Raw genomic sequence first — 24,685 nt, 5'->3', positions numbered from 1 at the left:
TTATCTGTGGTTAAAAATCTCTTTAGTAGGAGAAATTAAGGTTTTTAAATGGCGACACTGTCCACAATCTCAATCAAAGAGAAAGGGCTTTGGTCTAAAAACGATGTTATAGACAATCGTTACGATGTCAGGGGACTTGCCCGCGGCGGCATGGGTGAGGTCTATTTTGTCTATGACCGTGAAATAGGCAGGATGATGGCTGTAAAAACCCCGCTTCCCTCAGTGCTTAAAAACGAGGAGGGTCTTAAACGTTTTTACAGGGAGGCGGAGGCTTGGATAAGTCTGGGAATTCACCCTAACATCTGCTCTGCTTACTATGTTCAGGTGATGGAGGGAATCCCCCGTCTGTTTGTTGAATACGTCGATGGCGGAGCTATGGATAAGTGGCTCAAAGAAGGACGTTTTTCAACGCTTACCGAAAAACTCGATATAGCAATTCAAATAGCTGCCGGTATGGATCACACGCATTCACTCATTTGGACAGACGAAAACGGAGACTCTCAAACTGGCCTTGTGCACAGAGACCTTAAACCGGCTAACATTCTTATGAGCAGGTACGGGATGTCATTAATCACAGATTTTGGTCTAGTGGGATTAGGCAGTTGGGGAAATGAAGAGATTTTTACAGTCTCCGAGAAAAACAAAAGCATGATAGACCTTGTGTCAAGTCAGATGGCAAGCGATGAGGAGGACTCATCAAACCCGTGGCAGACTATGACCATAGGGGGAGTACCGTTTGGCACTCCTCAGTACATGGCTCCGGAGCAGTTTGCAAATGCGCACACTGCCGGCATCCCGGCAGATATTTATGCTTACGGCTGCATTCTCTATGAATTATTTTGCGGGCGCAGACCGTTTGTTCTTACAGAAGAGCAAAGGCATGCCGTGATTTTTTATCAACTGATGCTTTGGCAAAAAATGCACACTGGCGAACCTCCACCAAATCCTCAGGACTTGAGCGTAAATCTTGATGACGCACTGTCCTCCCTCATGGTAGAGTGTCTTGCTAAAAATCCGGTGGGAAGACCAGATAGTTTCAAAGAAATCTTAAACAGGCTTGTTTCAATATACAGCCACTTAACGGGCACACCGTATCCTCGCCCTGAGGCAAAATCCGACGACTTAAAGGCCGATTCCCTCAATAATCAGGGGGTCTCCTATGCAACAATTAATCAACTGCACCGTGCGGAAAATAGTTGGAAAGAGGCGCTCACTGCCGAGCCTGAGCACGTTGAGGCTGCCTTTAATTTAACTATGCTTAAATGTAAAACTGGTGAGTTAACAGAAGATACAGCGGTTTCCGAGATGCGGGACTTTCTGCGGAGCGTGCAACACACCGGACAGGGAAAGTTTCTATTGGGTAAACTTCACCTCTTTCATGCCGATGAGCACAATGCCCTCAATCTGATAAATGAAATAATCACAGAGGGCAAGGAGTCGGCGGAGGCGCTTAAATTACAAGCTCTTTCCATTGCCAACCGGGAGGTCACAAAACAGGACACGATTTCACTTAAAAAGGCCGCAGATAGCTTTAAGTGGTTTTTAGACAACGGCAAAGATGACCCAGTTGTGGCTGCAGGTTACTGCTACTGCCTGAGAGAACTTGGAGAGGATTATGCCGCACTCTATGACTCCATGAGAGCGCGCTTTATGGAACTCCCGGACTCTCTGGATGAGGCCGTGTCTCAGTATCTGCCAGGGTTTTCAGTACAAAGGACATATTTTGACGAGTTCAGAGTGCCATGCTCCCTTGCGGTATCCGCTTGCGGACAGCATATCTATGCCGGTATGAGTGACGGTCACATAAATGTTTATGATGTAGCATCAGAGTCGCCGGCAGAGGTGTTTAAGCTCAGCTATGGGAAAGTCACTGCCATTGATATAAATCCCAAAGGAGACATCATTGCCTCTGGGCATGAGGACGGCTCAGTACACATTCTTAATGCCTCAGACGGCAGCGAAATATGGTTTTTTAAAAAGCACACGAAAGCTGTGTCGGCAATTAAGTTTTTAGCGTCTAAAAATTATGTAATCTCAGCTTCGGCAGACAGCATAATTTTAGTATGGGACATAAAGACAGGGAAAAGCGCAGGAGCATTTAAAACCGAGGGAAAGCCGGTAACATCTTTAGCGCTGTCGCCGGATTTAAAGCAAGTTTATACTGCTCATAAGGGGGGGCCTCCGTGTGTGTGGGAAACTAAAACCGGTAAACCTGTGAGCACATTTTCGGGCCATAAGAGCGGAGCTGTCTCAATTTTTTTAAGCAACAACGGGAAACTTGCAGTAACCGCAGGGGCAGGGCAGTCAGCAGTGATTTTGTGGGATACTGAGTCTGGGAAAAGCATTCACACCTTCTCCGGCCACACAAGTCCTGTGCTGTATGTGGGAATCAGTGCTGACGGCAGATTCTTACTCTCCGCTGATGAGAGAAATCTACGAGTGTGGGATATTAAAAGTAAACTCACCCACACTATTTTTAAATACAGAGGCCCTCTTACTTGCGCCGCTTTGGGGTTGGCACAAAATAAGCTTACAATAGCGCACGGCAATGAGATAATGGTGCTGAATTTTCATAACCGGTACTCTCTTTCATATACGCTTATAACACCTGCCGCAATCCGTGAAGAGGAGATACGATACGAGTTTTCAAAAAGACTATCCGATGCTTCCCAGAAAATCAATCAATCAGAATTCACCGAAGCGCTTAATCTCATTGAGGGAGCAAGGAGTCTGACAGGTTTTGAACAGAACCCGGCAGCAATATCGCTCTTAACCACAATTCCGCTAATTTATAGTAAAAAATTCTTAAGAGCAGGATTTAAACTCAGAGACTATCAGCATCACATAGATTCAGTTACCGCTGTTGTCATAAGCTCCGACGAAAGGTATCTAATAACAGGCGGAGACGATGGCAAAGTCGTAAGGACCGACATTTCCTCCCCCTCCAACACTGATTTGTCAGAGATTACAGCGCCTGGGTCGGTAAAAACGCTTGCAATAGATTATACGTCACATACGGTGTGCTTTGGCAGTGCTGAGGGGACAATTCAGACGTGGGATTTAGATAACACTGAACGTCTGAGCGACTTAAAAGTCCCAGTGGGGTCTGTGACGACGGTTGTATTAACCTCTGACGGCAGATATGTCTTTTCGGCATCCCCGGAAAGAACCATCCGTTTGTTTGACGCAATACATGGCAGATACTACGGCAGATTTGAGGAAAGCTCCGATGAGATAACCACCATAGCGCTGCATAATGAGGAAAGAACGCTAATTTCAGGCACAGTAAATGGATTGGTCATATTTTGGGACAGTGTCACAGGTAAAGTGCTGTCAAGTGTTGAGGGACATACGGGCTCTGTAAACTCAATATCATTCAGTGCTGACGGGGAGCATTTTCTTACCGGAGGTGAGGACGGTTACGTGTGTGGTTGGGGCACTAAGACAATGAGACGAGTGAAACGGCATAAGGTGTCAAATAAAGGAGTGTTAACTGCCGTGTTTCATCCTGATGGAAAATGCTTTGCAGTGGGAACATCCAATGAGACGATAAACATTCACAGTGTTGAAAGCGGTGAGATTTTGGCCACACTTCATGGCCACACTGATGGCGTAAACGCGTTAGCGTTTACCCCTAATGGGTGGTACTTATACTCCGGCGGCAAGGATGCTACTGTGATACAGTGGTTTCTTGACTGGGAACTGTCAGAAGAGCAGGATATTAAAACTGATCAGCCGCTTAAACAATCAAAGCAGATGGGGACAACAACAATAATGCGCCCGTCTCTTATACAAGAGGAGATAGCCCAAAAGCCGACCTCTCATGAAATACAAACTAAAGCAGAAAAGAAAAAGAACAAACTATTAACGGTTGCGTTAGCTCTGTTAGTGGTTATTCTCGGTGTGGCTTATTATGTGTATCAGAGCACAGTTACAAAATATGACTCAGGTGAAATTAACAAAAAAAGTGAGGAGGACAGTTATTTTGCTTTAGTAGCTGATGCTTTGAAATCTTTGGATAAGCCTGCCTCCGGCTGTAACGCATCTGAGTCAGACTCATACAGGGAAAGCTACATAGTGTTTATAAAAAAGAACCGTGCAGAGGTTCAAGCGGCATATCCCAAAAGCCGTGAAAACATCACTTGTCTTCTGTCCGGGCGCAAAGATGCCATAGCGGTAAAAACACTGATTTCAGAGATGGTAAAAGCCCCGGACCCTGCTGACTCACAAGCATTAGAGTATCTGTTGGCTTATATGGGAAACGATGTGTTTGCGCCACTTTCTGGTTTGTTACGCGATGAGCAATTTGTAAAAGGAAATCCTGCGGGAGCAAAACGGATTGTTCATGTGCTGTCAGTTATTGCAACCGATGAGGCTGTTAATGAGCTTGTTACACTAATTTCAGCAACGCCCTCACTAACCGGCATAATATCGCCGTTTCTTGGTAAAATCATAGCATCCGGTAAAATAGAAGCAGCAATTGCTTTGTCTCTCATTGAAAGTTTACTAAATAACCCTGACAACAAAGTAAGAAAAGATGCGGTGGCCACACTTAAATACTTTAAAGGCTCAACAGCAAAAGACCTTCTTGCTAAAGGCTTATCGGATTCTAACAGCGAGGTTGTCGATGAAGCTAAAAAGGTCTCTGCTATGCACTAACTCTGTGTATATCTGCTCCGAGCTTAGAGAGTTTATATTCTATTTTTTCATAACCGCGGTCAAGATGGTAGATTCTGTCGATAATTGTCTCTCCCTCGGCGGCAAGTGCTGCTACAACCAGGGATGCGCTGGCTCTCAGGTCGGTTGCCATAACCTGAGCTCCAAGAAGTTTGTTGACTCCTTTGACTATCGCCAAATTGTCCTCCACCTCTATGTTTGCTCCCATTCGCCTTAATTCGGCAGCGTGCATGAAGCGATTTTCAAAAATCGTCTCTCTTATGATACTTGTGCCATCTGCTACACACATCAGCGCCATAAGTTGTGCCTGCATATCTGTGGGAAACCCAGGATAGGGCGAGGTTGCAACCTCTGCCGCTTTAAGGGCGCCTGCGTGCGGCCCGATTACTCTTAAGCCCCCTGCCTCCTCGCTTATCGTAAGCCCTGCCTCCATAAACTTTTTTATCACCGAGCCAATGTGTGTTACTTCACAGTTTTTTATTAATATGTCGCCCCCTGTAATTCCTGCAAAGGCCAAAAATGTGCCGGTCTCTATCCTGTCCGGTATTATACGGTAATTGGCAGGTCTAAGCTCACTTACACCTTCTATTTCTATAAGCGGTGTGCCAACCCCTGTTATATGGGCACCCATTTGGATTAACACCCCAGCAAGGTCACAGACCTCAGGCTCTCGGGCTGCGTTTTCAAGCCGTGTTACTCCATTAGCAAGCACTGCAGCCATCATCAGGTTCTCCGTTCCGGTTACCGTGACCGTGTCAAAGTTAATATCAGCCCCTTTGAGCCGCTCTGCCTTTGCCACTACGTAACCCTGTGAGAGGGTGATTTCCGCTCCCATTTTTTCAAGTCCCATTAGGTGCAGGTTTATGGGACGCGCTCCTATTGCACAACCACCGGGCATCGACACACGCGCATACCCAAAACGCGCCATTAATGGCCCCAAAGTCAGCACCGACGCTCTCATTGTTTTTACCAACTCATAGGGGGCCTCAACGGTTTCCACCCCTTCTGTGTTTATTGTAAGCGCTCCATCCTCATCTGCCCTTGCCACCCTCCCCCCCATGCTCTCCAACACGGTTGACATGGTTTTTATATCTTTTAAATCAGGAATATTATAGAGGGTGTTTAGCCCGGGGCTCAAAATAGTTGCTGCCATAATGGGAAGCGCCGCATTTTTTGCTCCGCTTATCTCCACCTCTCCTCTTAGCGCTTTACCGCCTCTTATTAATAATTTATCCATTTAATTTCCCCTTTTCTATGAAAATAACTCTCCTGCCATCTCAGCTATCGTTACCGTCCTCAGACAGTTGTCATAATAAACATTTACAATATCATTTCGTTTTTTAACCTTAACCAATAAATCGTCAACGCCAGTCATGGACAGTCTTTTGGCCGCCACCACCGCATTTATACAGACATCAGCCTCACGGTGAAGAAAACTCTCTTTCACGAGAATGTACGGATAATCAGCAATGTACTCTTTATGAATCTCCCCAATGCGCCCGATAGCATAAAGCACACCAGCAAGGAATATGTTGTCTTCAGTTTCCGAATGTGAGTACCCGACAATTATGGCCGGTATGTCAGAAAATGGCTCAGGGTTTTCACGCACCACCTCGCCTAATATTTCCGGCACCATCCACGGGATTGTGCCGGATTCATCACTCATATTCCACAGGAGTCTCTGCACCTGGCCACGCGCCTCTTTTGAATTCCAGTTAGCCATGCGTCCTATTATCTGGCCAGCTAACAAGGCCGCCCTCCAGCAGTTCTTAATACTTTTATCGTACGACATTGACACAAGTGCACTCAGAGCTCGTTTGTCTTTCTTTACGAATTCCTCAATGCTTGAAGACTCCTCTTTCTCTATGTGTGCTTTAATGATTTGTTTTAATTGTCTCAGTGACATCTCAGTTTTTTTAAGATTCTTTAAAAAACTTTCTTCCATCTGTACCCCCCTTGTTCTTTTAAACTGTATGGCAGCACTAATCATTCCTTTAACCCACTCAGGAGCGCCAAGGGCATGAAGGTGAGTGTAGGAGGCAAATACACTTTTGTAGCACACTCCATCCTGCCCATTAAAAATCCCCTTACCTCTTTTCATCTTAAAGGCAAAATCCATCTCCCCGCCACTCAGTCCGCTTACCCGTGAGTAATGAAACTCATGGCCCCGCAGCACCACGTTTTTGCCAAAAAACGGAGTTTCCTTAACAGTCTCAACCACAGTGTAACCGTGTGCCTGAGGTTTAGGTTGCATTTCAAAATCCATAGGGAAAACCCCCACCATCGGGTATCTTTTGCCATCCATTGTTATGCTGCGGCCAAGGAACATTAAACCACCGCATTCGGCATATACGGGAAGTCCGTTTTCTATGGCGGTTTTTAGTTGCGTTTTAAATTGTACATTTTCAGAAAGTTTTATTGCGTTTGTCTCTGGAAATCCGCCTCCGATATAAAGCGCATCAACATCTGGTAAATCCTCTTGAGAAACTGCGCTTATCTCTGAAAGCTCTCCGCCAGCTTTCCTTAATTCATCCAGATTTTCAGGATAGTAAAACTGAAACGCGGTATCTTTTATGACTCCGATTTTTACATTTTCCTTGTTTTCATACTGTGGCTCTGAGACAACCGGAATGTTGAGAATTCCAGCGGCCATGCCAGTTTCCCATATTCTCTCAATATCTACGGAGTCCTTAACAAGTGTGCAGATTTCCGTAAGCGCTCTTTCAACCTGCATATGCTCATCGGCAGTTACAAGTCCCATGTGTCTTTCAGGCAAAAGCGGGGTGGATGTCTTTTTTAACGCCCCCACAACCGGTACGCCTGAGTATGTCTCCACAGCCTCTCTTATCACTGACTCATGCCGCTGATTAGAGACACTGTTAAGCACCACTCCTTTTATTTTAACTTTTGAGTCAAACGCCACAACTCCTTTAACTATTACGCCCACTGTTGTCGTTGCCTTTAAGCAGTCCACAACAAGAATAACCGGTGTGTCAGTAAGCACGGCAAGTGAGGCAGTGCTAAAAGTGCCCTTAGAGTCAAGGCCGTCAAAGAGACCTCTGTTACCTTCTATCACGGCAAAATCGGCGTCTTTAGAGTTTTTTGATATGGATTGAAGAATCCTGTCTCCGGCAATTATAAATGTGTCCAGATTATAACACTGTGTGCCAGCGGCTTGTGAAAGCCATCCGGCATCAATATAGTCAGGCCCCTTTTTAAACGGCACTACCTTACGGCTGCCTCGCCAAAGCCTCAAAAGCCCTAACGACAGCGTGGTCTTTCCTGAGCCGCCCCTAAGCCCGGCTATCACCACCCTGCCTACCGGCATTTACGTAACACAATATTAATAATTTCACACATTACTCTATTTAACTACTTAAAAATAAAAAAAAGCAAACTGTGTGACATCAGATACCAAACAAAAATCCCAACAGCCAATCCGACCCTGCTGTTACTCCTGAAACCATAACAACCCCTCTATCACAGCTTCTTTATATTCAGTTGTAATTTCAATTGTCGAGAGCTCTGTCAGAGCTACATGCTTGATTGACACTAAAAAGTCCGTATATTGCTGCAAAGGCTATAAAGGCGGCATTATAATGAAACGCTGGAACAACCAACAGCCCTGGTAAAGCATTAAATAGTATCCCACACCATAGAGCAACCTCAATTTGTATGGGTTTTTTGTAAATGAAGGCAAAAATTATGCCTATGTTTGCAAAGATTATAAAATAGATATATAGTATAGCAAGTTTTGTGCCAAAATTTTCAATTATTACAATAGGATGTCTAAATACTACCTTGAAAAATTCTTTTTTTAAGATATCATAATAATCCTGATATCCGCCTATATTTGCACCACCTAAGTATTTGGGCGGATTAACAGCTCCAGGTAAATTTGGATTAATAGACAGAGCTTTATCGAAACCTGCAATATCATTGAAAAATGGGCCAACTACAGGGTTCTCTACAAATGCCAAACCTATATATACAGAGTGCCACAGTTCATGCTTTGCAATTATTTTTTTGTAATCAGGATATTTTGCTTTCATTAAATTATCTCTTGCCTTTATTAAATTCTGAGCATAAATAAACGGAATCATAAAAGACAGTACAATAAAAAAAAGCATTATCACTTTAATTTTTTTGGAAAAATTCTTTGACAGGACAATAAGAGTTACCATAAATATGAGCAATCCTGTAGCCGCATGAGTACGTATAAAATGGCTGATAGAAGCGATAAATGAAACTATTGAATACAAAATTATTGAATACTTAACATTTGAGTGTAAAGAATACATTATCCATGGAACGAGGGCTATCACCAAAGCCGGAGGGATAATATAAACTTCTGTAAGACGTCTCAGCGCAAAAAAAATAAACCATGCCAGGAAAACAAAAGCTACGGCAAGATGACAATATTGCTTTCGGTACAAGAAAATGAATCCGATAAGGCCGGATAACAAAGATAACACCGTAATGCCACCATAGAAAACGTACAACGATTGGTCAAGAGACAGTCCAAACCAACAAGCTATTTTGGGAATAAAATAATAGATACCAATATCATCCGAAGGGCCTGCTACCCCCAAAGTACCATTATAATTAGCTATAAGAGGCTGCTTTGTTTTTAAATACCCATCTACAGCAGCTTTCAACCACTCATATCTCACTCCTATTACTACAAAGTTATCCATATTTCTACTTTACTATGTGTAACACCTTTAGAGTTTGTCATATCAATTTAATTTGATTTTCATATTCAGACAGATACCCGTCAGTTTCAAGCCATTCTCTGGTTTTCTTTAATCCATCTTCTAAACTATAACGATAATTCCACAAAAATGTTTCCTTTAGTTTACTACTGTCACAACGCCAAATATCAGTGTCCCAAAGTCTCTCAGGCATGCTGCCCCACACAGGGAGTTCCTTGATATTAAACATCGCTCTTGTAATTTCCACTATCTCTCTGAGCGAGGTTTGTACTCCTGTCCCAACGTTGAATATTGCTCCTGGCTCAGATGGGTGATTTGCTGCAATAAGTGTATAAAGGTCTGTAATGTCATCTATGTATATGTAATCCCGTGAAATGTCAGGCCGTACCAATACCGGCAGTTTGCCGTGAAGTCCATTAATCATCAGAGTGGGAATGAGCCTGTTTGGCTCCTCAAATGGTCCGTAAGCCGAGTAAAGCCTTAATGTGGATATGTTTACCATATGCTGTTTTGCCATGTAGGCGCAAAACATCGTGGCTGAGGTTTTTGCTACAGCATAATAACTATTAGGCTGTGGGCAGTCGCTTTCCTTAGGAGCATCACTTTTGTAGCCATATTCCGAGGAGCTGCCAGTATTTATAAATGCCTCAAATCCGGTCTTTACTGCTGCACAAACCAAACTAACCGTTCCGGTAATGTTTGTCTCTATAATTTTATATACGTCTGTCTGCCACGAATAAGCTCCATGAACGGCAAGATGAAAAATCCAGTCCGGCTTGATTTCTTTCATTGTTTGAGTGAGTTGTTCTTCATTTGTAAGAGAAACCTCATGTATGCGTACATTGTCAATGACACTGTTAATTCTCCATGGATTAAAACCATGGCGAAGGAAAAGATGCACATCATGTCCTTGTCTAAGCAGTGCTCTTGCCAGATTAGAGCCCACAAAGCCCGTGGCTCCGGTAATAATTACTTTTTTCATTTAATCCCCTGCAGTAAAAATATACACGCCGCAACAAACTGATTTAACAACAGGAATGTCTTCAACAAAAGCCTCCATTTTCTTTAATGTTTTAGCCATCCAATCAGGGCAAAAAAACGGAACGAGACCAGCATAACACCGTGTTTTGACATCAGCGCCAAGTTGCCGTATCCAAAAATCCAAAAGAGCTGGGCTATAGGACTTCTCGTCATGATCTCTATGGTATTTTGAAAACCGCTCTAATAATTTTAACACAGGGTTATAACCATTTGGCTCTACCACAATTGTCATCTTTGCTACCCTTAGAGCCTCTTTTAACGCATCTTTTGGGTTTTCCATATGATGCAGCACTCCCCTTATATGCGCTATATCAAAGCTCTTTGATTCAAACGGCAGGGCACAGGCGTTTTGCACCTCAAAAGTTATATTTTCAATGCCGGTTTTTTTTTTCTTAGCGGTTTCAATTGCCTCGCGGGCCGGGTCAATCCCAACTATATGTGAAGTCTGACCGCGATGGCAAATATCTCTTGTAAAAGTGCCATCCCCACAGCCAATATCAAGGACTGTTTTGTTTTTAAAATCTATCAGCTCCAACACGGCATCCGTAAGGCGTTTATTGGACAGATAACTGCTTAACGAGGCATTTGTAGTATATAGGTAGCCCTTATTAGCTTCAATATCCCGATTGAATATCTGCACTGCGTCTTTATCAGAGTGTTTCATAGTGATTCCCCCGGTTTCTCTGCAATTATATATATATTACCTAATGGTAAAAAAAATGACGTTGCTGCTACTTTTGTATATTTTAAAAATGATGACACTGCTACTTTAAAATGTGATGGCAGCGGCAACAGATGGTTCAGGTAACTTAATGAAATCCGGTTTAGAGAGGTAGCAACCTCTTTTACTGTAAAATTGTTAGCAAGAAACACTTTACTTAAGGTTTTCTCATCAAACAGGTATGTATGTTCTATATCAAAAATAGGGCTATGCTCACCAAGTAACCGGCTGGAAAGTGCACTTACATTGTGATTAATACACAGGATAAGTCCGCCTGGTTTAAGAAGCCGGTAACACTCCTTTAACAGTAAACCAACGTCATAAATGTGGTCTATCAATTGAAAAAAACAAATTACATCAAAAGTTTCGGGTTCAAACTTACCAGGGTTCAGCATGTCACAAATAATATGCTGTTTCATATAGTCTGAGGCTTTTGAAATTGCATCCTTGCTGGGCTCTATTCCACAGACATGGGTGAAACCAAAGCTTTTGGCATATTCAAGAAAAAAACCGTTACCGCAGCCTATTTCGAAAATTGATTCTTTTTTTTGCCCATATTTAGTCAGCTTTTTCAAATACCTTCCATAAGTAATTTTCAGGTTCTCCACCTCATCCTCATATTTGAAAGAGCTTTGATGGTAAAGCCCTGCGGCAACATCAGCAGAGACAACAGGGTCGGAACGAACCAGCCCGCAGCTGTTACATTTAACGATACGGTAGTGAGTTTTATCAGGCACTCTGCGCGCCGAAAACTTTGTAGCGTTAAAAGACTCCGGTTCAAAGTTTGCTCTGTATAGTTCTGTTGAGTTTCCCTCAGTGTTACAAATGGCACACTTTGTGGGGAATAGCGGCTTAGTGTGGGGCATCTTTATCAGCAGATTTTTTCGGTAAATAATTTATGTAACTTTCCACAACATACGGGGGACGGTGCTTTATCTCATCATACATGTGTGATATATATGACCCTATGATAGCAAAACACAACAGTTGAATGCTTCCCATAAATATTGTTACAAGCAACAGTGTTGTGTAACCTGAAGGAGATAACTCAGGGTGCAAAAGCTTCATGGTAATTTGAACAGATGCCAATATAAACGAAATTAATAGAAAAAACAGAGCTAACACAATCATAAAATCCATAGGAACATAAGAAAAAGAAAATATTGCTTTTCTTGCCCAGGCCATGTTGTTAATCATGGAATTGGTAGATTTCCCAAACATTCTCTCTGGCCTGAAGTACTCAACACCAGTTTGTTTAAAACCAGCCCAGGCACGAAGTCCGCGCATGAATCTGTTATTTTCAGGCAATGTATTAATTATGTTTACAACCTTACGATCTATTAAAGAAAAATCTCCGGCGTCAACCGGAATATTAATGTAAGACATGTATTTGAAAACTCTGTAGAATGCTTTATACGCTATGTTAAGAAACAGGTTTGCTTCCCTTTTAATTCTCACTCCATAGACAACATCAAAACCCTCCAGCCATTTGTAATAAAAGTGCTCTATCACCTCAGGGGGATCCTGCAGGTCGCCATCTAACAGAACCACCGCATCACCAGAGGATATTCTCATGCCGCTTGTGAAAGCATTCTGTGAACCAAAGTTTCTTGAGTGGTTGATAGCAATAACTTTGCTGTCTTTTGATGTCAGCTCCTCTAAAACCTCACGGGCATTGTCGGGGCTGCAGTCATTTACAAAAATGATTTCATAATCAACTCCTATTTTTGTAAAGACATCGACAAGCCGCCTGTACATAAAAGGTATTGCCTGAGCGTCCTTATAACAAGCTATAACTGCAGTTATTTTTTTAGACAAGACACTTGCCTTTACCATTTATTTCCTTTTCCTGAAGCCTGTACAATAGTTTGTTAGTATTAAAACCATGTATAAGCCGGCAGGAGAGAAAATAAAATGCAGGCACCATACGTATTGGAAAGGAAACGTTCCGGTTACCTGTCTCATCAAGTATAAGATGAAGGAGCATGCCTATAGAAACGGCCAACAACAAAGGATATGAAAAATAAAAAGCAGCAACAGCTATTAGCAAAACCAATTCATAAGAATGAAAAATAAACATAATCTTTTTCCACTTAAGGGATTCTTCATCCGAAAAAAAGGCTTTTATGTCAAAGGGTTTGTCACTTTGTGTCAGGTGGTCAATGATATGGTCAGTATCAATTAAAATTTCTGCAGCTACTGTTACAGAAGTAAATTCCCAACTCCCTGTAACCTTATATGCCGCAAGGCCAAGCCCTGCGCCTGCTATGACATGCCACAGTGGTTTCATTATATTAGATCAGTTGTGTGTATCTCAATGCTTTTTAGACCCAAATATTTTTGCAGATAAAACATTTTTAGCTGCATGGAATGAGCGTACAACATGATGTCTGATTAAAAAATCCCTCCTGTCCATGTAGCTTAAAAGTATCCGTGAGAAGTAAAGGAATGGAGAGGCCATATAAGACAAAAGGGATGAAAACAATTTATTTTTGGTCAAAGCAATAATTCGTCTTGATATTTTCTCATTAAAATAAAAAGCTGCAAAAACCTGAAAAGGAAGCACACGGTATGTTTTCCCAAGGTTTGATTTTGATAACAATCTCATAGACGTAGCCATGTAACCATGCTCAATCTTAGTAACATCCTCAGGTTTGAGTATATTTTTTGAAATGGCAATATCTGTTATCATTGTTTTAGGATAAAACTGAAGGAAAGCAAGATTTACCCAGTTTGGGCGTGTTTCTATAAAGAAATCCAGAGCCTCGTCTAAATGCTGTGCTGTTTCACCAGGCAAATTGGCTATCATATCAACCTCAGTGAACATGCCTATATTTACAGCCGACCTTATAAGTTCTTTCATGGCTGGAGTTTTTTCACGCCGGTTCAATATTTCTCTGCGTACCTCCTCATTAGCGCTCTGAAAGCCAAACTCAAGCAGACAACAACCACTGTCATACAGCAACTGCAAACTTTCTTTATTGTGTGTCAGAGGACTGGTCTGACAGTAGTAGGGCAATCCAATTTCCTCTTTGTACCTTTTAACAAATTCAATCAACCAGTCCTTTCTTGAAGCAAACACGTTATCAAAAAACATAATATACCTGGGCTTATACTCTCTGAGAGCGTACTTAAGCTCGGCTATTATATTTTCCACAGACCTGTATCTGTAATAACGTTCTTTATAAGAACCGTAGAGAGATTTTATCGTATCACTATTACAGTAACTGCAACTGTAGGGGCACCCGCGGCTTGCAATGGCAGTGTATGTGATTGCAAGGGATGGATTAGTTTTATAATACATAGATTTTTCAGGAAACGGGATTTTATCTAAATCGTGAGGAATGGGGGACAGGCCTCTTTTTACCAAATTCCCTTTGCTTACATTCCAAACACCAGGCAATTGGTCAAACGGCAAATCCTTAACTACTTGCTTATCCATCTGCTGCAGTTTTTCAACAAGAAGTGGTAATGACTCCTCAGCCTCACCAAGCACAACAAAATCAATCTCATCATTTTGTAAAACAATGTCTGGCAACAAAGAGACGTGAACTCCGCCACAGACAATTTTAACGTCAGGCATCTGACGTTTGATAAGTCTTATGACAGAGAGATTACTCTGGTAAAATATTGTGAAAACAGAAAAACATACAACATCAGGGGAATGGGCGCAAATTCCGTCACAAACCTGTTTTGCAGTCAAAGAGAAAAAATCCATAAGGAAGAAGTCTTGTGCTAAATAATCCCTTGCAAATGAGGAATCGAAAAAAAGCCTGACATCATGCCCTTTTTCTTTCAACACCGAAATTAAATATTGCACACCAAAAGTTTCATATCCACTGTCATAAAACACTACTCTCACTGTTGAGTCTCCTTCATTTTCGTTGCCCAAGGAAAAACCTGAAACCATCCAGCATTATATCCGGAATGAGATTTAAGTAAGCCGATGTCTCAATCGTATTAATAGAGGAGCAGCTTACGCAGTCGGCTCTGCGCTCAGGAAGAGCATCCCATGCCCGTTTGATTCCAACCTCTTTTATGTTTAGTCCGTCCAGGCAACCGCGTTGAATGCAGTTAAACATGGTGCCCTCGGCGTCTATACAGCCGTGAGTGTAGCCGATAACACAAGGAATAGGCTTATAGTGCGCAAATTTCTGCTCTGTTGTAATGTAGTTGTGATAACTTATCGGCCAGTGCAATGATTTATCAATAGAGTAGAAGGAATTACCAATCGGATAGCCTTTTTCTTTAAGCTTTCTATAGCGGAGATAAAACTCCTTGTACTCGTCGGTTGTGAGTGCAAGTGCAGGATCATCAGATTTGCCCAGATAATTTGGCGGAGAAATTGTTATTGTAATTTTCATTTCCTTTGCCATTTCAACCAGAGCATCCATTTCGGTAAGGCTGTGCTTATTTAGCACGGCATGAACCCTGACCAACATTCCGCGAGAAAGAGCAGTTTCCACTCCACTTAGCGCCCGCTTAAACGTGCCCTGTCCCCGCATCTTGTCTGTTGAGTCCTCTGCTCCGTCAATGCTAATGCAAACACTGTCTGCTGTATCTATCTCATCAATTTTCTGCTTAATCAGAGTGCCGTTTGTTAGTATATGAAGTAAAATTCCCTTTTTTGTAATATGCCTTACAATGGGACCGATGTCTTTGTGCATAAGTGGCTCACCGCCCAACAGAAATATCCACCTTGTGCCCATTTCATAGAGTTCATCTACAATTTTGATAACCTCATCCTTATTGAAACCAGCCCTTGATGGCTCATTAAAGCGATCATCTATGTTAACAAAACAGTACTTACATCTGAGATTACACAAATTAGTAATGTATAACCCGACAAAAATAGGTTTTCTTTCTTTTAAGAGTTTTGCTTTAACAATGGCTGAGCCAAGTTTTGAAAGAATCTTTGCCCGTCTGATTAATTTATCCTTATCTATACCAAACATTCCTCTATCCTTTTAGCGTATTTAAAGCGCTCTGTGCTATGTTTTCAGCCGAAAGACCGCAAAGAGCCTGCATGAATTTCTGATTTCCTATCGGGCCCTCTATGTGTTTGCGTACACCAATCCGTACAAGCCTTAAGTTAAGTCCAAACTCAGCTATTGTCTCTGACACCAGAGAACCCAACCCCCCGTTTACATACTGCACCTCAACGGTTAACACTATCTTATGCCGCTTAAGGGCTTTAACAATGTCATCGGTTGGAGGTGGATTAACACACGACACAATTGCAATCTGAGAGCTCACACCGGAGGCTTTTAACATATCAGCAGCGGCAATAGCCTCAAACACTATGCCTCCCATTGTTATTATCAGAATGTCATCTCCGTCTCTTACAGTATCTATCTTGCCAATCTCAAATTTACCGTTAAGAGCAGCCACAAGAGAGTCCTCATCTTTTCCAAGACTGTAGTAAACCGGGCCGTTTAAATTCCATGATGCTTTTAAAGCGCTGCTTGCCTGAGCGCTGTCAGCAGGCGCAATTACCGTTATCCCGGGCTGAATTCGCATTACGCTTATATCCTCCAGTCCCCAGTGAGTGAGGCCATTCAGCCCATAGTCAAAACCAGCACCTACCCCGACAACTCTGACAGGGAGCTTATGCTTAATCGGGCCGTTACGAATAAACTCATACGTGCGCAGAGCGGCAAATGGCGCTATTGAATATATAAATGGGATAAATCCAGCCTCCGCTAAGCCTGTGGCAATTCCTGCCATATTTTGTTCGGAAACGCCAACGTTAAAAAAACGCTCCGGAAATCGCTCGATAAACGGCTCAAGCACCATAAACCCTAAATCCCCGGTTAGAAGCACAATGCGGCTGTCTTTTTGGGCTATATCTACAAGGGCTGTAACAAAAGATTTTCTCATTGTTTAATCTCAGAAAGGGCTGTTTTGAATTGCTCATCAGTCATTGGCATGTAGTGCCATTTCAAATTATTTTCCATAAAAGAAACACCTTTACCAAACACTGTGTTAGCAATTATTACGGTAGGGGGGCCTGAGGTTGTATCAATTTTTTCAATAGTTTCAGTCATCTTAGCCGTATCGTGGCCATCCACCTCAATAACATTCCAGCCAAAGGAGCGCCACTTTCCGCTTAATGGTTCTAACGAGATTATATCTTTAGTGTGACCCAATGCCTGAAGGCCATTTAAATCCACTATAACTACTAAATTAGATAATTTGTTGTGAGCGGCAAACATAACTGCCTCCCATAAAGCGCCCTCATTACACTCGCCATCGCTTACCAGCACAAAAGCTCTGTGAGTAGATTTCTTCATTTTTGCGGCAAGTGCAGCTCCAACTCCAAACGTTATCCCCTGGCCTAATGACCCGGTTGAGAAATCCACGCACCTATGGGCACTCTCCGGATGCACAGCTAAAAGTGTATTATTTGTGTAAAACGTATTGAGTTCCACCTCAGATATCCAACCCTTAAGATAAAACACAGCATAAAGTGCCAACGCTGCATGTCCTTTGGAGAGAATAAAACGATCTCTGGCAGGATCATCAAAGCTATCTATCCTCATTATTCCTCCGTAGAGGACTGCCAATATATCAGCCACTGACAGAGCGCACCCGATATGCCCAACATTAGCCCTCTTAGACTGAGTAATAACGAGCTCTCTTATTTTCTTTGAACTAAGCATACACCAATATGGATTAGTGTACAGTTTATAAGACAGAGCTGTCAAGTTTGCGCACGCACACAGCACTGGTTTTCTTGTAACCAAATTGTAACCAAAATACACACTTTGATTGTGGTATAATCAGCGGTTGACTTTATTGGATACACTGCTCCAAAAAAAATTTTTGAGGTGAAAAAATGCCTCTCATTGGTGAGTTATTTATAAGTGAGATACTTAAGAAAGTTGTCTATGACCAAAAGGGTGAAGAGTTAGGCAGACTAAACGATATTGTGGTAGTGCGCGGCACGACCCTGCCGCTTCTGGATGCTCTCATCGTGGAGGGGACAGGAAATTTGTCAGAGAAACGAAAGCAGTTTTACAAGGTGGATTTTAGCAGCCTGAGCATTTTTAACAGAAGAATAATAACAAGCACCTTAAGCCATGAAGAGCTCCCTGGGTATGACTTCACGGAGGATGATCTTCTTGCCGTGCGCGATGTCCTGGATAAGCAGGTGGTGGATATTAACGGCGCAAAGGTGGTTAGAGTTAACGATATTAAATTAGGCGGCTATCAAAACCATGCCATGTTGTTTGCTATTGATGTTGGTATAAGGGGAATTTTAAGGCGGCTCAGGATTGAGAAAAAAGGAGAAGATTTCCTGAAATTCTTTAAAATTTCCATTCCATATAATCTGATTGCATGGAACTATCTGCAGCCAATAAGCCCAAGACTTAAGTCCATATCTCTTACGATGCCCCAGCAGATGCTATCTAAGATGCACCCGGCAGATTTAGCTGAAATCATAAGCTCACTGTCGCGGGAGGAGGGCGCAAATTTTTTCAGCAACCTGGATGTTGAATCTGCGGCTGAGACCCTTCCGGAACTTGAGCCTGAAACTCAGGCCGATATCATTGCCAGCATGGACACCAGGCAGATTGCCATGATTATCGAGGAAATGTCCCCCGATGATGCTGTTGACACTCTCAGTGACCTGCACAAAAGTAAAATCGGTGAGATTCTTGACACGTTACAAAAAGATGATGCTGAAAACATCAGAGAGCTGCTGGGACACGACGAGGATACGGCCGGAGGGCTTATGACCACCGAGTTTCTTTCTTATAGTCCGGACACTAAAGTAATAGATGTCATTCATAGTTTTAAAGTTGATGCCAAAGAAGTTGAAACCATCTACTATGTGTATGTTGTTGATGATGATGACAAACTCATAGGGGTTATATCGTTAAAGGAACTCCTGCTTTCAGATTCCAGCATTAAACTTATGGACTGTATGAATACAAACATTAAGTCACTAAAACCCGATGACGATGAGGACACGGTAGCAGCCATGATTTCAAAGTATAACCTTGTGGCAATTCCGGTTGTTGACGATGACGGCATAATGCTTGGGATAGTAACCGCCGATGACATTATAGACTTTATTTTACCTCCAAGTGCAAGAAAAAAGAGGAAGAAAATTTAACATATGACGCTGAAGCGCCTGAAAATTTATCTTGCTGTAATTGGCCCTGGGCTAATTACCTCTATGATAGATAATGACGCAGCCGGTGTTACCACATTTTCTGTGGCAGGCGCAAGGTATGGCTATGGGCTTTTGTGGACAATAATCCCAATAACGGTTTCACTGGTTGTGGTACAGGAGATGGTTGCGCGCCTTGGGGTAGTGACTGGTAAGGGGCTTGCGGACTTAATAAGGGAAAACTACGGTGTAAAGGCAGCTTGTCTTATGATGGTTGGCCTTTTTATCGCAAATCTTGGAACAACGGTGGCCGATTTTGCCGGATTTGCAGCAAGCATGGAGGTATTGGGCCTTACAAAGTACGTCATGGTGCCGACAGGCGCTTTTGCTATCTGGTTAATCGTAACGAGGGGGACTTACAGCTCAGTGGAAAAAATCCTCCTTCTTGCCTGTTTGATGTATGTTGGGTATGTAATATCCGCCGTTTTAGCGCAGCCTGAGTGGGGCAGTGTTTTTAAGGCAACACTATTTCCGCCAAAAGAAACTCTGAGAAAGATAACCAATCCGCTTGATGCTCAATACGTAATGCTTTCAATTGCAATCATTGGCACTACGATAACACCGTGGATGCAGTTTTACCTTCAGTCCTCGATAGTGGAAAAGGGGGTAAAGACAGAAAATTTTGCAATGTCAAAACTTGAGATATTTGTAGGAAGCATCGTAACGGATTTAATTTCGTTTTTTATGGTGGTAACCTGTGGTGCGGTGTTGTTTCCAAAAGGAATAGTAATAAATGAGGCATCAGAGGCTGCCCTTGCTCTTAAGCCGCTTGCCGGGCATTATGCCTCAGCGATTTATGCTCTAAGTCTGGGGAGCGCCTCCCTTCTGGGCGCTATTATCGTTCCCATTGCCACTGCCTACTATATATGCGAGGCGTTAGGCTGGGAGACCGGAATCAACAAACGATACTCTCAGGCCCCTCAATTTGTGTGGATTTATTCGATAACTATTTTTCTTGCCGCATTTTTTGTTATTCTGCCTCATGCGCCGCTTGTTTTCCTGATGGTGCTTTCCTCTTTTGTTAACGGTCTCCTGCTGCCATTTGTGCTTGTATATGCAGTGACTCTCATCAATAAAAAGACTCTGATGGGAGAGTATATAAATCCGCGCGGCTATAACATCATCACATGGATAACTATTGTCCTGATAATTTTGCTAACCATCGCTATGTTAGTTGCAATGGTTGTATAAACAATATAGATATAGCTACGTGTTACCACAATCTCTCCAAAACTCTTGACTATTTCCATTAATTTGTAATAACATCCAATTAAGCAGTACCCTTGGGGGAGGCTAAAAACACGAAATCGGTGTTAAGCCTGAGAAACCTTATTATAAGGTGACCCCTTGAACCTGATACGGGTTATACCGACGGAGGGAAAAGGGCTAAAGGCCGTATTCCTTCAAGTATAGGAATGCGGTTTTTTTGCTTTTTAATAGCCCGTAAACGAAATTTAACTATGATAATTAAATTAAACTCTGAAGATTACGCTGTAAAGGGGGCTAAAACGGTTAAAGAGCTCCTTGATGAGTTAGATATTCAAATGAATAGGGTTGCAGTTGAATTAAATCTGAAAGTGATAAAAAAAGCCGACCTCCTTCTAACTCAAATTCAGGACGGCGATACGGTGGAAATTGTTAACTTTGTAGGGGGTGGATAATTTTAAAATGCTGACATTACTCATATACTATAAAGATAAGGAGAGCGCATGGACGATAAACTAATAGTTTCCTCGATAGAAATAAAATCCCGCCTTTGGGTAGGCACTGGTAAGTATAAGGATTTTGATGAGACAGCCCGTGCTATTGAGGCATCAGGAGCTGACATTGTAACTGTTGCAGTAAGAAGAGTTAATATAACTGACAGAAAGAGTACAAACCTGCTTGACTACATAGACCCAAAGAAGTACAAAATCTTGCCTAACACCGCAGGATGTTATAATGTCGAGGATGCCCTTAGATACGCTCGCCTTGGGCGTGAGGCAGGAGTGTCTGATATGGTAAAACTTGAGGTCATAGGGGACGAAAAAACCCTGTTTCCAGATGTCTGCGGTCTGCTTAAGGCCACAGAGATTTTAGCTAAAGAAGGGTTTATCGTGCTCCCATACTCAAGCGATGACCCCATCACGGCTCAAAGGCTTGTTGATGCAGGAGCCGCAGCGGTTATGCCCCTTGGCGCTCCCATTGGCTCAGGGCTTGGCATAAGAAACCCCTATAATATCAAAATCATCCTTGAGCTTATAAAAACCTTGCCCATTGTGGTAGATGCCGGTGTGGGGACAGCCTCGGATGCGGCAGAGGCAATGGAGCTTGGGTGTGACGCTGTGCTCATTAACACGGCTATTGCCGGCGCAAAGGATCCTATTATGATGGCTGAGGCTATGAAACACGCAGTAATTGCCGGACGATATGCCTACAAGTCCGGGCGCATACCCCGGAAACTCTACGCATCGGCAAGCAGCCCCATTGAAGGAATGCTGTAGTAAAACCGGAGGAGAAAGAACATGGCAGGAATTGATTTTAAGCTCTATCTTATAAGTGACAGATCTCTTGTTAACAAGCCCTGTTGTGATGTGCTTGAGGCAGCACTTGCGGCTGGAGCAGGCGCTGTTCAGCTAAGGGAAAAAGATCTAAATATCAAAGAAATAATGGTGCTGGCTGAAAAAATGAGGGAGCTTACCAAAACCTACAAAGCCAAACTGTTTATAAATGACCGGGTTGATGTTGCCCTTGCAGTGGAGGCTGACGGAGTGCACCTGACCCAGAACAGTATTCCCGTTGCAGCGGCAAGAAAGATAGCCGGAGACAGGCTCATCATAGCTCAGTCCACACATTCTCTTGAGGAGGCGATTTTAGCACAAAGCAAGGGCGCTGATTTTATAACACTTGGGCCAATTTACGAAACAAAGTCCAAACTTCAGTTTGGGCCCCCAATAGGAGTGCAAACCATCACAAAGGTCAAAAAGAAATTAAAGATACCGGTCTTTGCCATAGGTGGCATCAAGCCGGATAATTTAACAGAGGTCTTAGAGGCCGGGGCGGACGGCGTAGCCGTGATTTCCGGAATTCTGTCGTCAACTGATGTTTTTGGCGAAACTAAAAAATACCTGGAGTTACTAAAATGACAACTATAGAGTCGGCTAAAAAGGGCATTATAACAGATGATGTAAAGGCTGTAGCGCAAAGTGAATCAGTATCGGCAGAAAAAATCTCAGAAGACATTGCAGCAGGTTTCACCGTCATCACAAAAAACATTCTGCATAAAATCAAACCCACGGGCATTGGCAGAGGGCTTACCACAAAGATAAACGCAAACATCGGCACATCAAAAGACCATGCCTCGGTGGGTGAGGAGATGCTTAAGCTTGAGGCATCAGTTAAATACGGCTCTGATGCCATCATGGATTTATCAACCGGAGGGCCAATAAGAGACCTGAGACGGATGATGACCGAAAAATCCCCCGTGCCTATCGGCACTGTACCCATATACGAGACTGCCGTCATGGCTGTTGAAAAGTACGGCAGCATCATAAAGATGACTGCCGATGATTTGTTTGAAATCATAGAGGTTCATGCTAAAGAAGGGGTTGACTTTGTAACGGTACATGCCGGGCTAACCAGAGATACAGTTGAGCATCTGAAAGCACAGGGCAGGATTCTTGATATTGTAAGCCGCGGAGGCTCCATAATGCTTGAATGGATGATTGTAAACGACCGGGAAAACCCCCTCTTTGAGCAATATGACAGGCTGCTTGAAATATCAAAAAAGTACGACATGACACTTAGCTTAGGGGATGGGCTAAGACCCGGCTGTCTGGCTGACGCTACGGACAGAGCGCAGGTGGAGGAGCTTATTACTTTAGGAAAGCTACAGAAAATCGCTCTTGAGCACGGTGTGCAGGTGATAATCGAGGGGCCGGGCCACGTCCCGATTAACCAGGTAGAAATGAATATAAAACTTCAGAAATCACTGTGTAGCGGCGCCCCGTTTTATGTGCTAGGGCCTCTTGTCACAGATGTTGGAATGGGGTATGACCACATAACCTCAGCCATAGGCGGAGCAATTGCGGGAGCTGCCGGGGCAGATTTTCTCTGCTACGTAACGCCCTCAGAGCACGTCCGGCTTCCGGAACTCAATGATGTCATAGAAGGTGTTGTAGCTTCAAAAATAGCAGCACATGCGGCTGACATAGCAAAGGGAATTCCCTCTGCTATAGAGAGGGATAAAAAGATGGCGCGGTACAGAAAAAACCTTGACTGGGAGGGGCAGATTTCTATGTCTTTTAATCCCGATAAGGTCAGAAACATGAGGGCACACCTCCCCCCCGCACTATCTGAGGTTTGTAGCATGTGTGCCGATTTTTGCGCTATCAGAACCGTTGAGCGCGCGCTTCACCCCACAGGCAAAGCGGCAGAATGACCACAGCGTTAACCGTTGCCGGCTTCGACCCTACAGGCGGAGCCGGACTTCAGGCGGATTTAAAAGCCTTCCACGCTCATGGGGTTTATGGGCTTTCGGTAGCATCCTCGATAACCGCCCAAAACACACAAGGGGTTAGCGATGTTTATGCTGTGAGCCCTGAAATTTTCGAGCGGCAACTTTCAGTCCTTCTTTCCGATTTAACTCCGGATGCCGTTAAAACCGGAATTTTGCCAACCGCTGACATTGTTGAAATTCTTGACCACTACATTAGAAAATATAATCTTAAAAATCTCGTTATTGATCCGGTAACGGTATCTACCTCAGGCAAAACGATGACAGAAGCCGGAGTTCCGGAGGCAGTCAAACAAAAACTACTGCCGCTTTGTGAGTGCTTTACTCCAAATATCAGTGAGGCTGCTCTCTATTCAGGAATGGACATAAAAACAGAAGCCGATATAGACGTTGCAGCCAGGCTGTTAAGAGAGTTTGGAGTCAGGAACGTTATAATAACAGGCGGACAAGGTCTTAAAAGTGCTACGGATACTTTTTATGGCGGAGCGGAATTTATAAGGATGGAGACCCCTCTAAAGCCGGGGACATATCACGGCACAGGGTGTCTGTATTCGGCGGCAGTGTCGGCAAATCTTGCAAAAGGTATAGCAGCACTTGAAAGTGCCCGGCTTGCAAAAGCATTTGTCACAAATGCGATAGATACACGGGCAATTTATCCCGGAGGCGGGATGGCAATTTTAAATGTATAAAATACTTATGAAATTACTCAGGTTGATGGTTTTCTGTCAGCTAAAAATGTATAAAAAGGGACTGGATTCCCGCTCGGAGGCGGGAATGACAGAGGAGGAGATGGTTTTTTCTGTCATTCCTGCGGAGGCAGGAATCCAGTTTTTTTGCAGAGCTTACTGATAGGGCAA

General features: G+C 43.2%; 19 protein-coding genes, 1 pseudogene and 1 riboswitch. Of the genes and pseudogenes, 8 read left to right on the top strand and 12 right to left on the bottom strand.

The genetic code is table 11. The features are described from left to right. Nucleotides 1-48: 48 nt before the first annotated feature. Nucleotides 49-4,659 (top strand): protein kinase, encoded by a 4,611-nt coding sequence (locus HQK88_04460; protein ID MBF0616055.1) that lies wholly within the window; start codon nt 49-51, stop codon nt 4,657-4,659. On the opposite strand, the gene murA is transcribed toward HQK88_04460, so the two are convergent. The 12 genes from murA to HQK88_04400 all read right to left on the bottom strand — a co-directional run bounded on the left by murA (nt 4,649) and on the right by HQK88_04400 (nt 17,816). Continuing rightward, entirely contained in the window at nt 4,649-5,914 is a 1,266-nt protein-coding gene (murA, locus tag HQK88_04455; GenBank protein MBF0616054.1) for a UDP-N-acetylglucosamine 1-carboxyvinyltransferase, read from the bottom strand. The genes HQK88_04460 and murA overlap by 11 nt on opposite strands. Before the next feature lie 15 nt (nt 5,915-5,929). Continuing rightward, on the bottom strand, nt 5,930-8,005 hold the full coding sequence (gene cobB / locus HQK88_04450; protein ID MBF0616053.1) for a hydrogenobyrinic acid a,c-diamide synthase (glutamine-hydrolyzing): 2,076 nt from the start codon (nt 8,003-8,005) through the stop codon (nt 5,930-5,932). A gap of 181 nt (nt 8,006-8,186) precedes the next feature. Then, complete coding sequence (locus HQK88_04445; GenBank protein MBF0616052.1) at nt 8,187-8,729, bottom strand: hypothetical protein; 543 nt, start codon at nt 8,727-8,729, stop codon at nt 8,187-8,189. A gap of 682 nt (nt 8,730-9,411) precedes the next feature. After that, a complete protein-coding gene (locus tag HQK88_04440; protein MBF0616051.1) occupies nt 9,412-10,374 on the bottom strand; it encodes an NAD(P)-dependent oxidoreductase in 963 nt (320 codons plus the stop codon). Then, nucleotides 10,375-11,097 carry a class I SAM-dependent methyltransferase gene (locus tag HQK88_04435; protein ID MBF0616050.1) on the bottom strand — a complete coding sequence of 241 codons (723 nt, stop codon included), beginning with the start codon at nt 11,095-11,097 and terminating at the stop codon, nt 10,375-10,377. Further along, a complete protein-coding gene (locus tag HQK88_04430; protein MBF0616049.1) occupies nt 11,094-12,020 on the bottom strand; it encodes a class I SAM-dependent methyltransferase in 927 nt (308 codons plus the stop codon). Before HQK88_04430 ends, HQK88_04435 begins: the two co-directional genes overlap by 4 nt. Next, entirely contained in the window at nt 12,007-12,990 is a 984-nt protein-coding gene (locus HQK88_04425; protein MBF0616048.1) for a glycosyltransferase family 2 protein, read from the bottom strand. Before HQK88_04425 ends, HQK88_04430 begins: the two co-directional genes overlap by 14 nt. Next, entirely contained in the window at nt 12,965-13,444 is a 480-nt protein-coding gene (locus HQK88_04420) for a hypothetical protein (GenBank protein MBF0616047.1), read from the bottom strand. Before HQK88_04420 ends, HQK88_04425 begins: the two co-directional genes overlap by 26 nt. 24 nt (nt 13,445-13,468) lie before the next feature. Further along, nucleotides 13,469-15,016 (bottom strand): radical SAM protein, encoded by a 1,548-nt coding sequence (locus tag HQK88_04415; protein MBF0616046.1) that lies wholly within the window; start codon nt 15,014-15,016, stop codon nt 13,469-13,471. A gap of 13 nt (nt 15,017-15,029) precedes the next feature. Beyond that, nucleotides 15,030-16,109, bottom strand: a complete 1,080-nt coding sequence (locus HQK88_04410) for a radical SAM protein (protein MBF0616045.1) — start codon at nt 16,107-16,109, stop codon at nt 15,030-15,032. Between the two features lie 4 nt (nt 16,110-16,113). Beyond that, entirely contained in the window at nt 16,114-17,034 is a 921-nt protein-coding gene (locus HQK88_04405; protein ID MBF0616044.1) for a 1-deoxy-D-xylulose-5-phosphate synthase, read from the bottom strand. After that, nucleotides 17,031-17,816, bottom strand: coding sequence for a transketolase (locus HQK88_04400; GenBank protein ID MBF0616043.1), 786 nt, complete (start codon nt 17,814-17,816; stop codon nt 17,031-17,033). The genes HQK88_04405 and HQK88_04400 overlap by 4 nt, the downstream gene beginning before the upstream one ends. A 176-nt stretch (nt 17,817-17,992) precedes the next feature. Between HQK88_04400 and HQK88_04395 the strand changes: the two genes are divergently transcribed. The 7 genes and pseudogenes from HQK88_04395 (at nt 17,993) to HQK88_04365 (ending at nt 24,677) form a co-directional block, all read left to right on the top strand. Beyond that, nucleotides 17,993-19,276, top strand: coding sequence for a magnesium transporter (locus tag HQK88_04395; protein MBF0616042.1), 1,284 nt, complete (start codon nt 17,993-17,995; stop codon nt 19,274-19,276). A 3-nt stretch (nt 19,277-19,279) separates the two neighbouring features. After that, a complete protein-coding gene (locus HQK88_04390) occupies nt 19,280-20,524 on the top strand; it encodes a divalent metal cation transporter (GenBank protein ID MBF0616041.1) in 1,245 nt (414 codons plus the stop codon). 84 nt (nt 20,525-20,608) lie between these two features. Beyond that, nucleotides 20,609-20,731, top strand: a riboswitch (TPP riboswitch). A 62-nt stretch (nt 20,732-20,793) separates the two neighbouring features. Beyond that, nucleotides 20,794-21,816, top strand: a pseudogene (gene thiS, locus HQK88_04385) (sulfur carrier protein ThiS). Between the two features lie 21 nt (nt 21,817-21,837). Beyond that, nucleotides 21,838-22,458: a thiamine phosphate synthase gene (gene thiE / locus HQK88_04380; protein ID MBF0616040.1), complete on the top strand. Its 621-nt coding sequence runs from the start codon at nt 21,838-21,840 to the stop codon at nt 22,456-22,458. Beyond that, nucleotides 22,455-23,753 carry a phosphomethylpyrimidine synthase ThiC gene (thiC, locus tag HQK88_04375; GenBank protein MBF0616039.1) on the top strand — a complete coding sequence of 433 codons (1,299 nt, stop codon included), beginning with the start codon at nt 22,455-22,457 and terminating at the stop codon, nt 23,751-23,753. Before thiE ends, thiC begins: the two co-directional genes overlap by 4 nt. Beyond that, the gene (gene thiD / locus HQK88_04370; protein ID MBF0616038.1) at nt 23,750-24,517 is read left to right on the top strand and encodes a bifunctional hydroxymethylpyrimidine kinase/phosphomethylpyrimidine kinase; all 768 of its coding nucleotides are present in this window, start codon (nt 23,750-23,752) and stop codon (nt 24,515-24,517) included. The genes thiC and thiD overlap by 4 nt, the downstream gene beginning before the upstream one ends. After that, nucleotides 24,510-24,677: a hypothetical protein gene (locus tag HQK88_04365; protein ID MBF0616037.1), complete on the top strand. Its 168-nt coding sequence runs from the start codon at nt 24,510-24,512 to the stop codon at nt 24,675-24,677. Before thiD ends, HQK88_04365 begins: the two co-directional genes overlap by 8 nt. The last annotated feature ends 8 nt before the right edge of the window (nt 24,678-24,685 follow it).

The sequence above is a fragment of the Nitrospirota bacterium genome, from assembly GCA_015233895.1.
In the GTDB taxonomy this organism is placed as follows: Bacteria; Nitrospirota; Thermodesulfovibrionia; order Thermodesulfovibrionales; family Magnetobacteriaceae; genus Magnetomonas.
The sequence above is the reverse complement of the archived record's forward strand: the minus strand, read 5'-3'. Positions and strand labels throughout refer to the sequence as shown.

What these genes read in the sequence shown, in the direction of transcription:
- HQK88_04390 (MBF0616041.1), top strand. Translation starts at nt 19,280, where the DNA reads ATGACGCTGAAGCGCCTGAAAATTTATCTTGCTGTAATTGGCCCTGGG.
- HQK88_04440 (MBF0616051.1), bottom strand. Translation starts at nt 10,374, where the DNA reads ATGAAAAAAGTAATTATTACCGGAGCCACGGGCTTTGTGGGCTCTAAT.
- HQK88_04410 (MBF0616045.1), bottom strand. Translation starts at nt 16,109, where the DNA reads ATGTTTGGTATAGATAAGGATAAATTAATCAGACGGGCAAAGATTCTT.
- thiC (MBF0616039.1), top strand. Translation starts at nt 22,455, where the DNA reads ATGACAACTATAGAGTCGGCTAAAAAGGGCATTATAACAGATGATGTA.
- HQK88_04430 (MBF0616049.1), bottom strand. Translation starts at nt 12,020, where the DNA reads ATGCCCCACACTAAGCCGCTATTCCCCACAAAGTGTGCCATTTGTAAC.
- HQK88_04395 (MBF0616042.1), top strand. Translation starts at nt 17,993, where the DNA reads ATGCCTCTCATTGGTGAGTTATTTATAAGTGAGATACTTAAGAAAGTT.
- HQK88_04365 (MBF0616037.1), top strand. Translation starts at nt 24,510, where the DNA reads ATGTATAAAATACTTATGAAATTACTCAGGTTGATGGTTTTCTGTCAG.
- cobB (MBF0616053.1), bottom strand. Translation starts at nt 8,005, where the DNA reads ATGCCGGTAGGCAGGGTGGTGATAGCCGGGCTTAGGGGCGGCTCAGGA.
- HQK88_04460 (MBF0616055.1), top strand. Translation starts at nt 49, where the DNA reads ATGGCGACACTGTCCACAATCTCAATCAAAGAGAAAGGGCTTTGGTCT.
- thiE (MBF0616040.1), top strand. Translation starts at nt 21,838, where the DNA reads ATGGCAGGAATTGATTTTAAGCTCTATCTTATAAGTGACAGATCTCTT.
- HQK88_04445 (MBF0616052.1), bottom strand. Translation starts at nt 8,729, where the DNA reads ATGAAAGCAAAATATCCTGATTACAAAAAAATAATTGCAAAGCATGAA.
- HQK88_04435 (MBF0616050.1), bottom strand. Translation starts at nt 11,097, where the DNA reads ATGAAACACTCTGATAAAGACGCAGTGCAGATATTCAATCGGGATATT.
- HQK88_04400 (MBF0616043.1), bottom strand. Translation starts at nt 17,816, where the DNA reads ATGCTTAGTTCAAAGAAAATAAGAGAGCTCGTTATTACTCAGTCTAAG.
- HQK88_04405 (MBF0616044.1), bottom strand. Translation starts at nt 17,034, where the DNA reads ATGAGAAAATCTTTTGTTACAGCCCTTGTAGATATAGCCCAAAAAGAC.
- murA (MBF0616054.1), bottom strand. Translation starts at nt 5,914, where the DNA reads ATGGATAAATTATTAATAAGAGGCGGTAAAGCGCTAAGAGGAGAGGTG.
- HQK88_04425 (MBF0616048.1), bottom strand. Translation starts at nt 12,990, where the DNA reads ATGGTAAAGGCAAGTGTCTTGTCTAAAAAAATAACTGCAGTTATAGCT.
- HQK88_04420 (MBF0616047.1), bottom strand. Translation starts at nt 13,444, where the DNA reads ATGAAACCACTGTGGCATGTCATAGCAGGCGCAGGGCTTGGCCTTGCG.
- thiD (MBF0616038.1), top strand. Translation starts at nt 23,750, where the DNA reads ATGACCACAGCGTTAACCGTTGCCGGCTTCGACCCTACAGGCGGAGCC.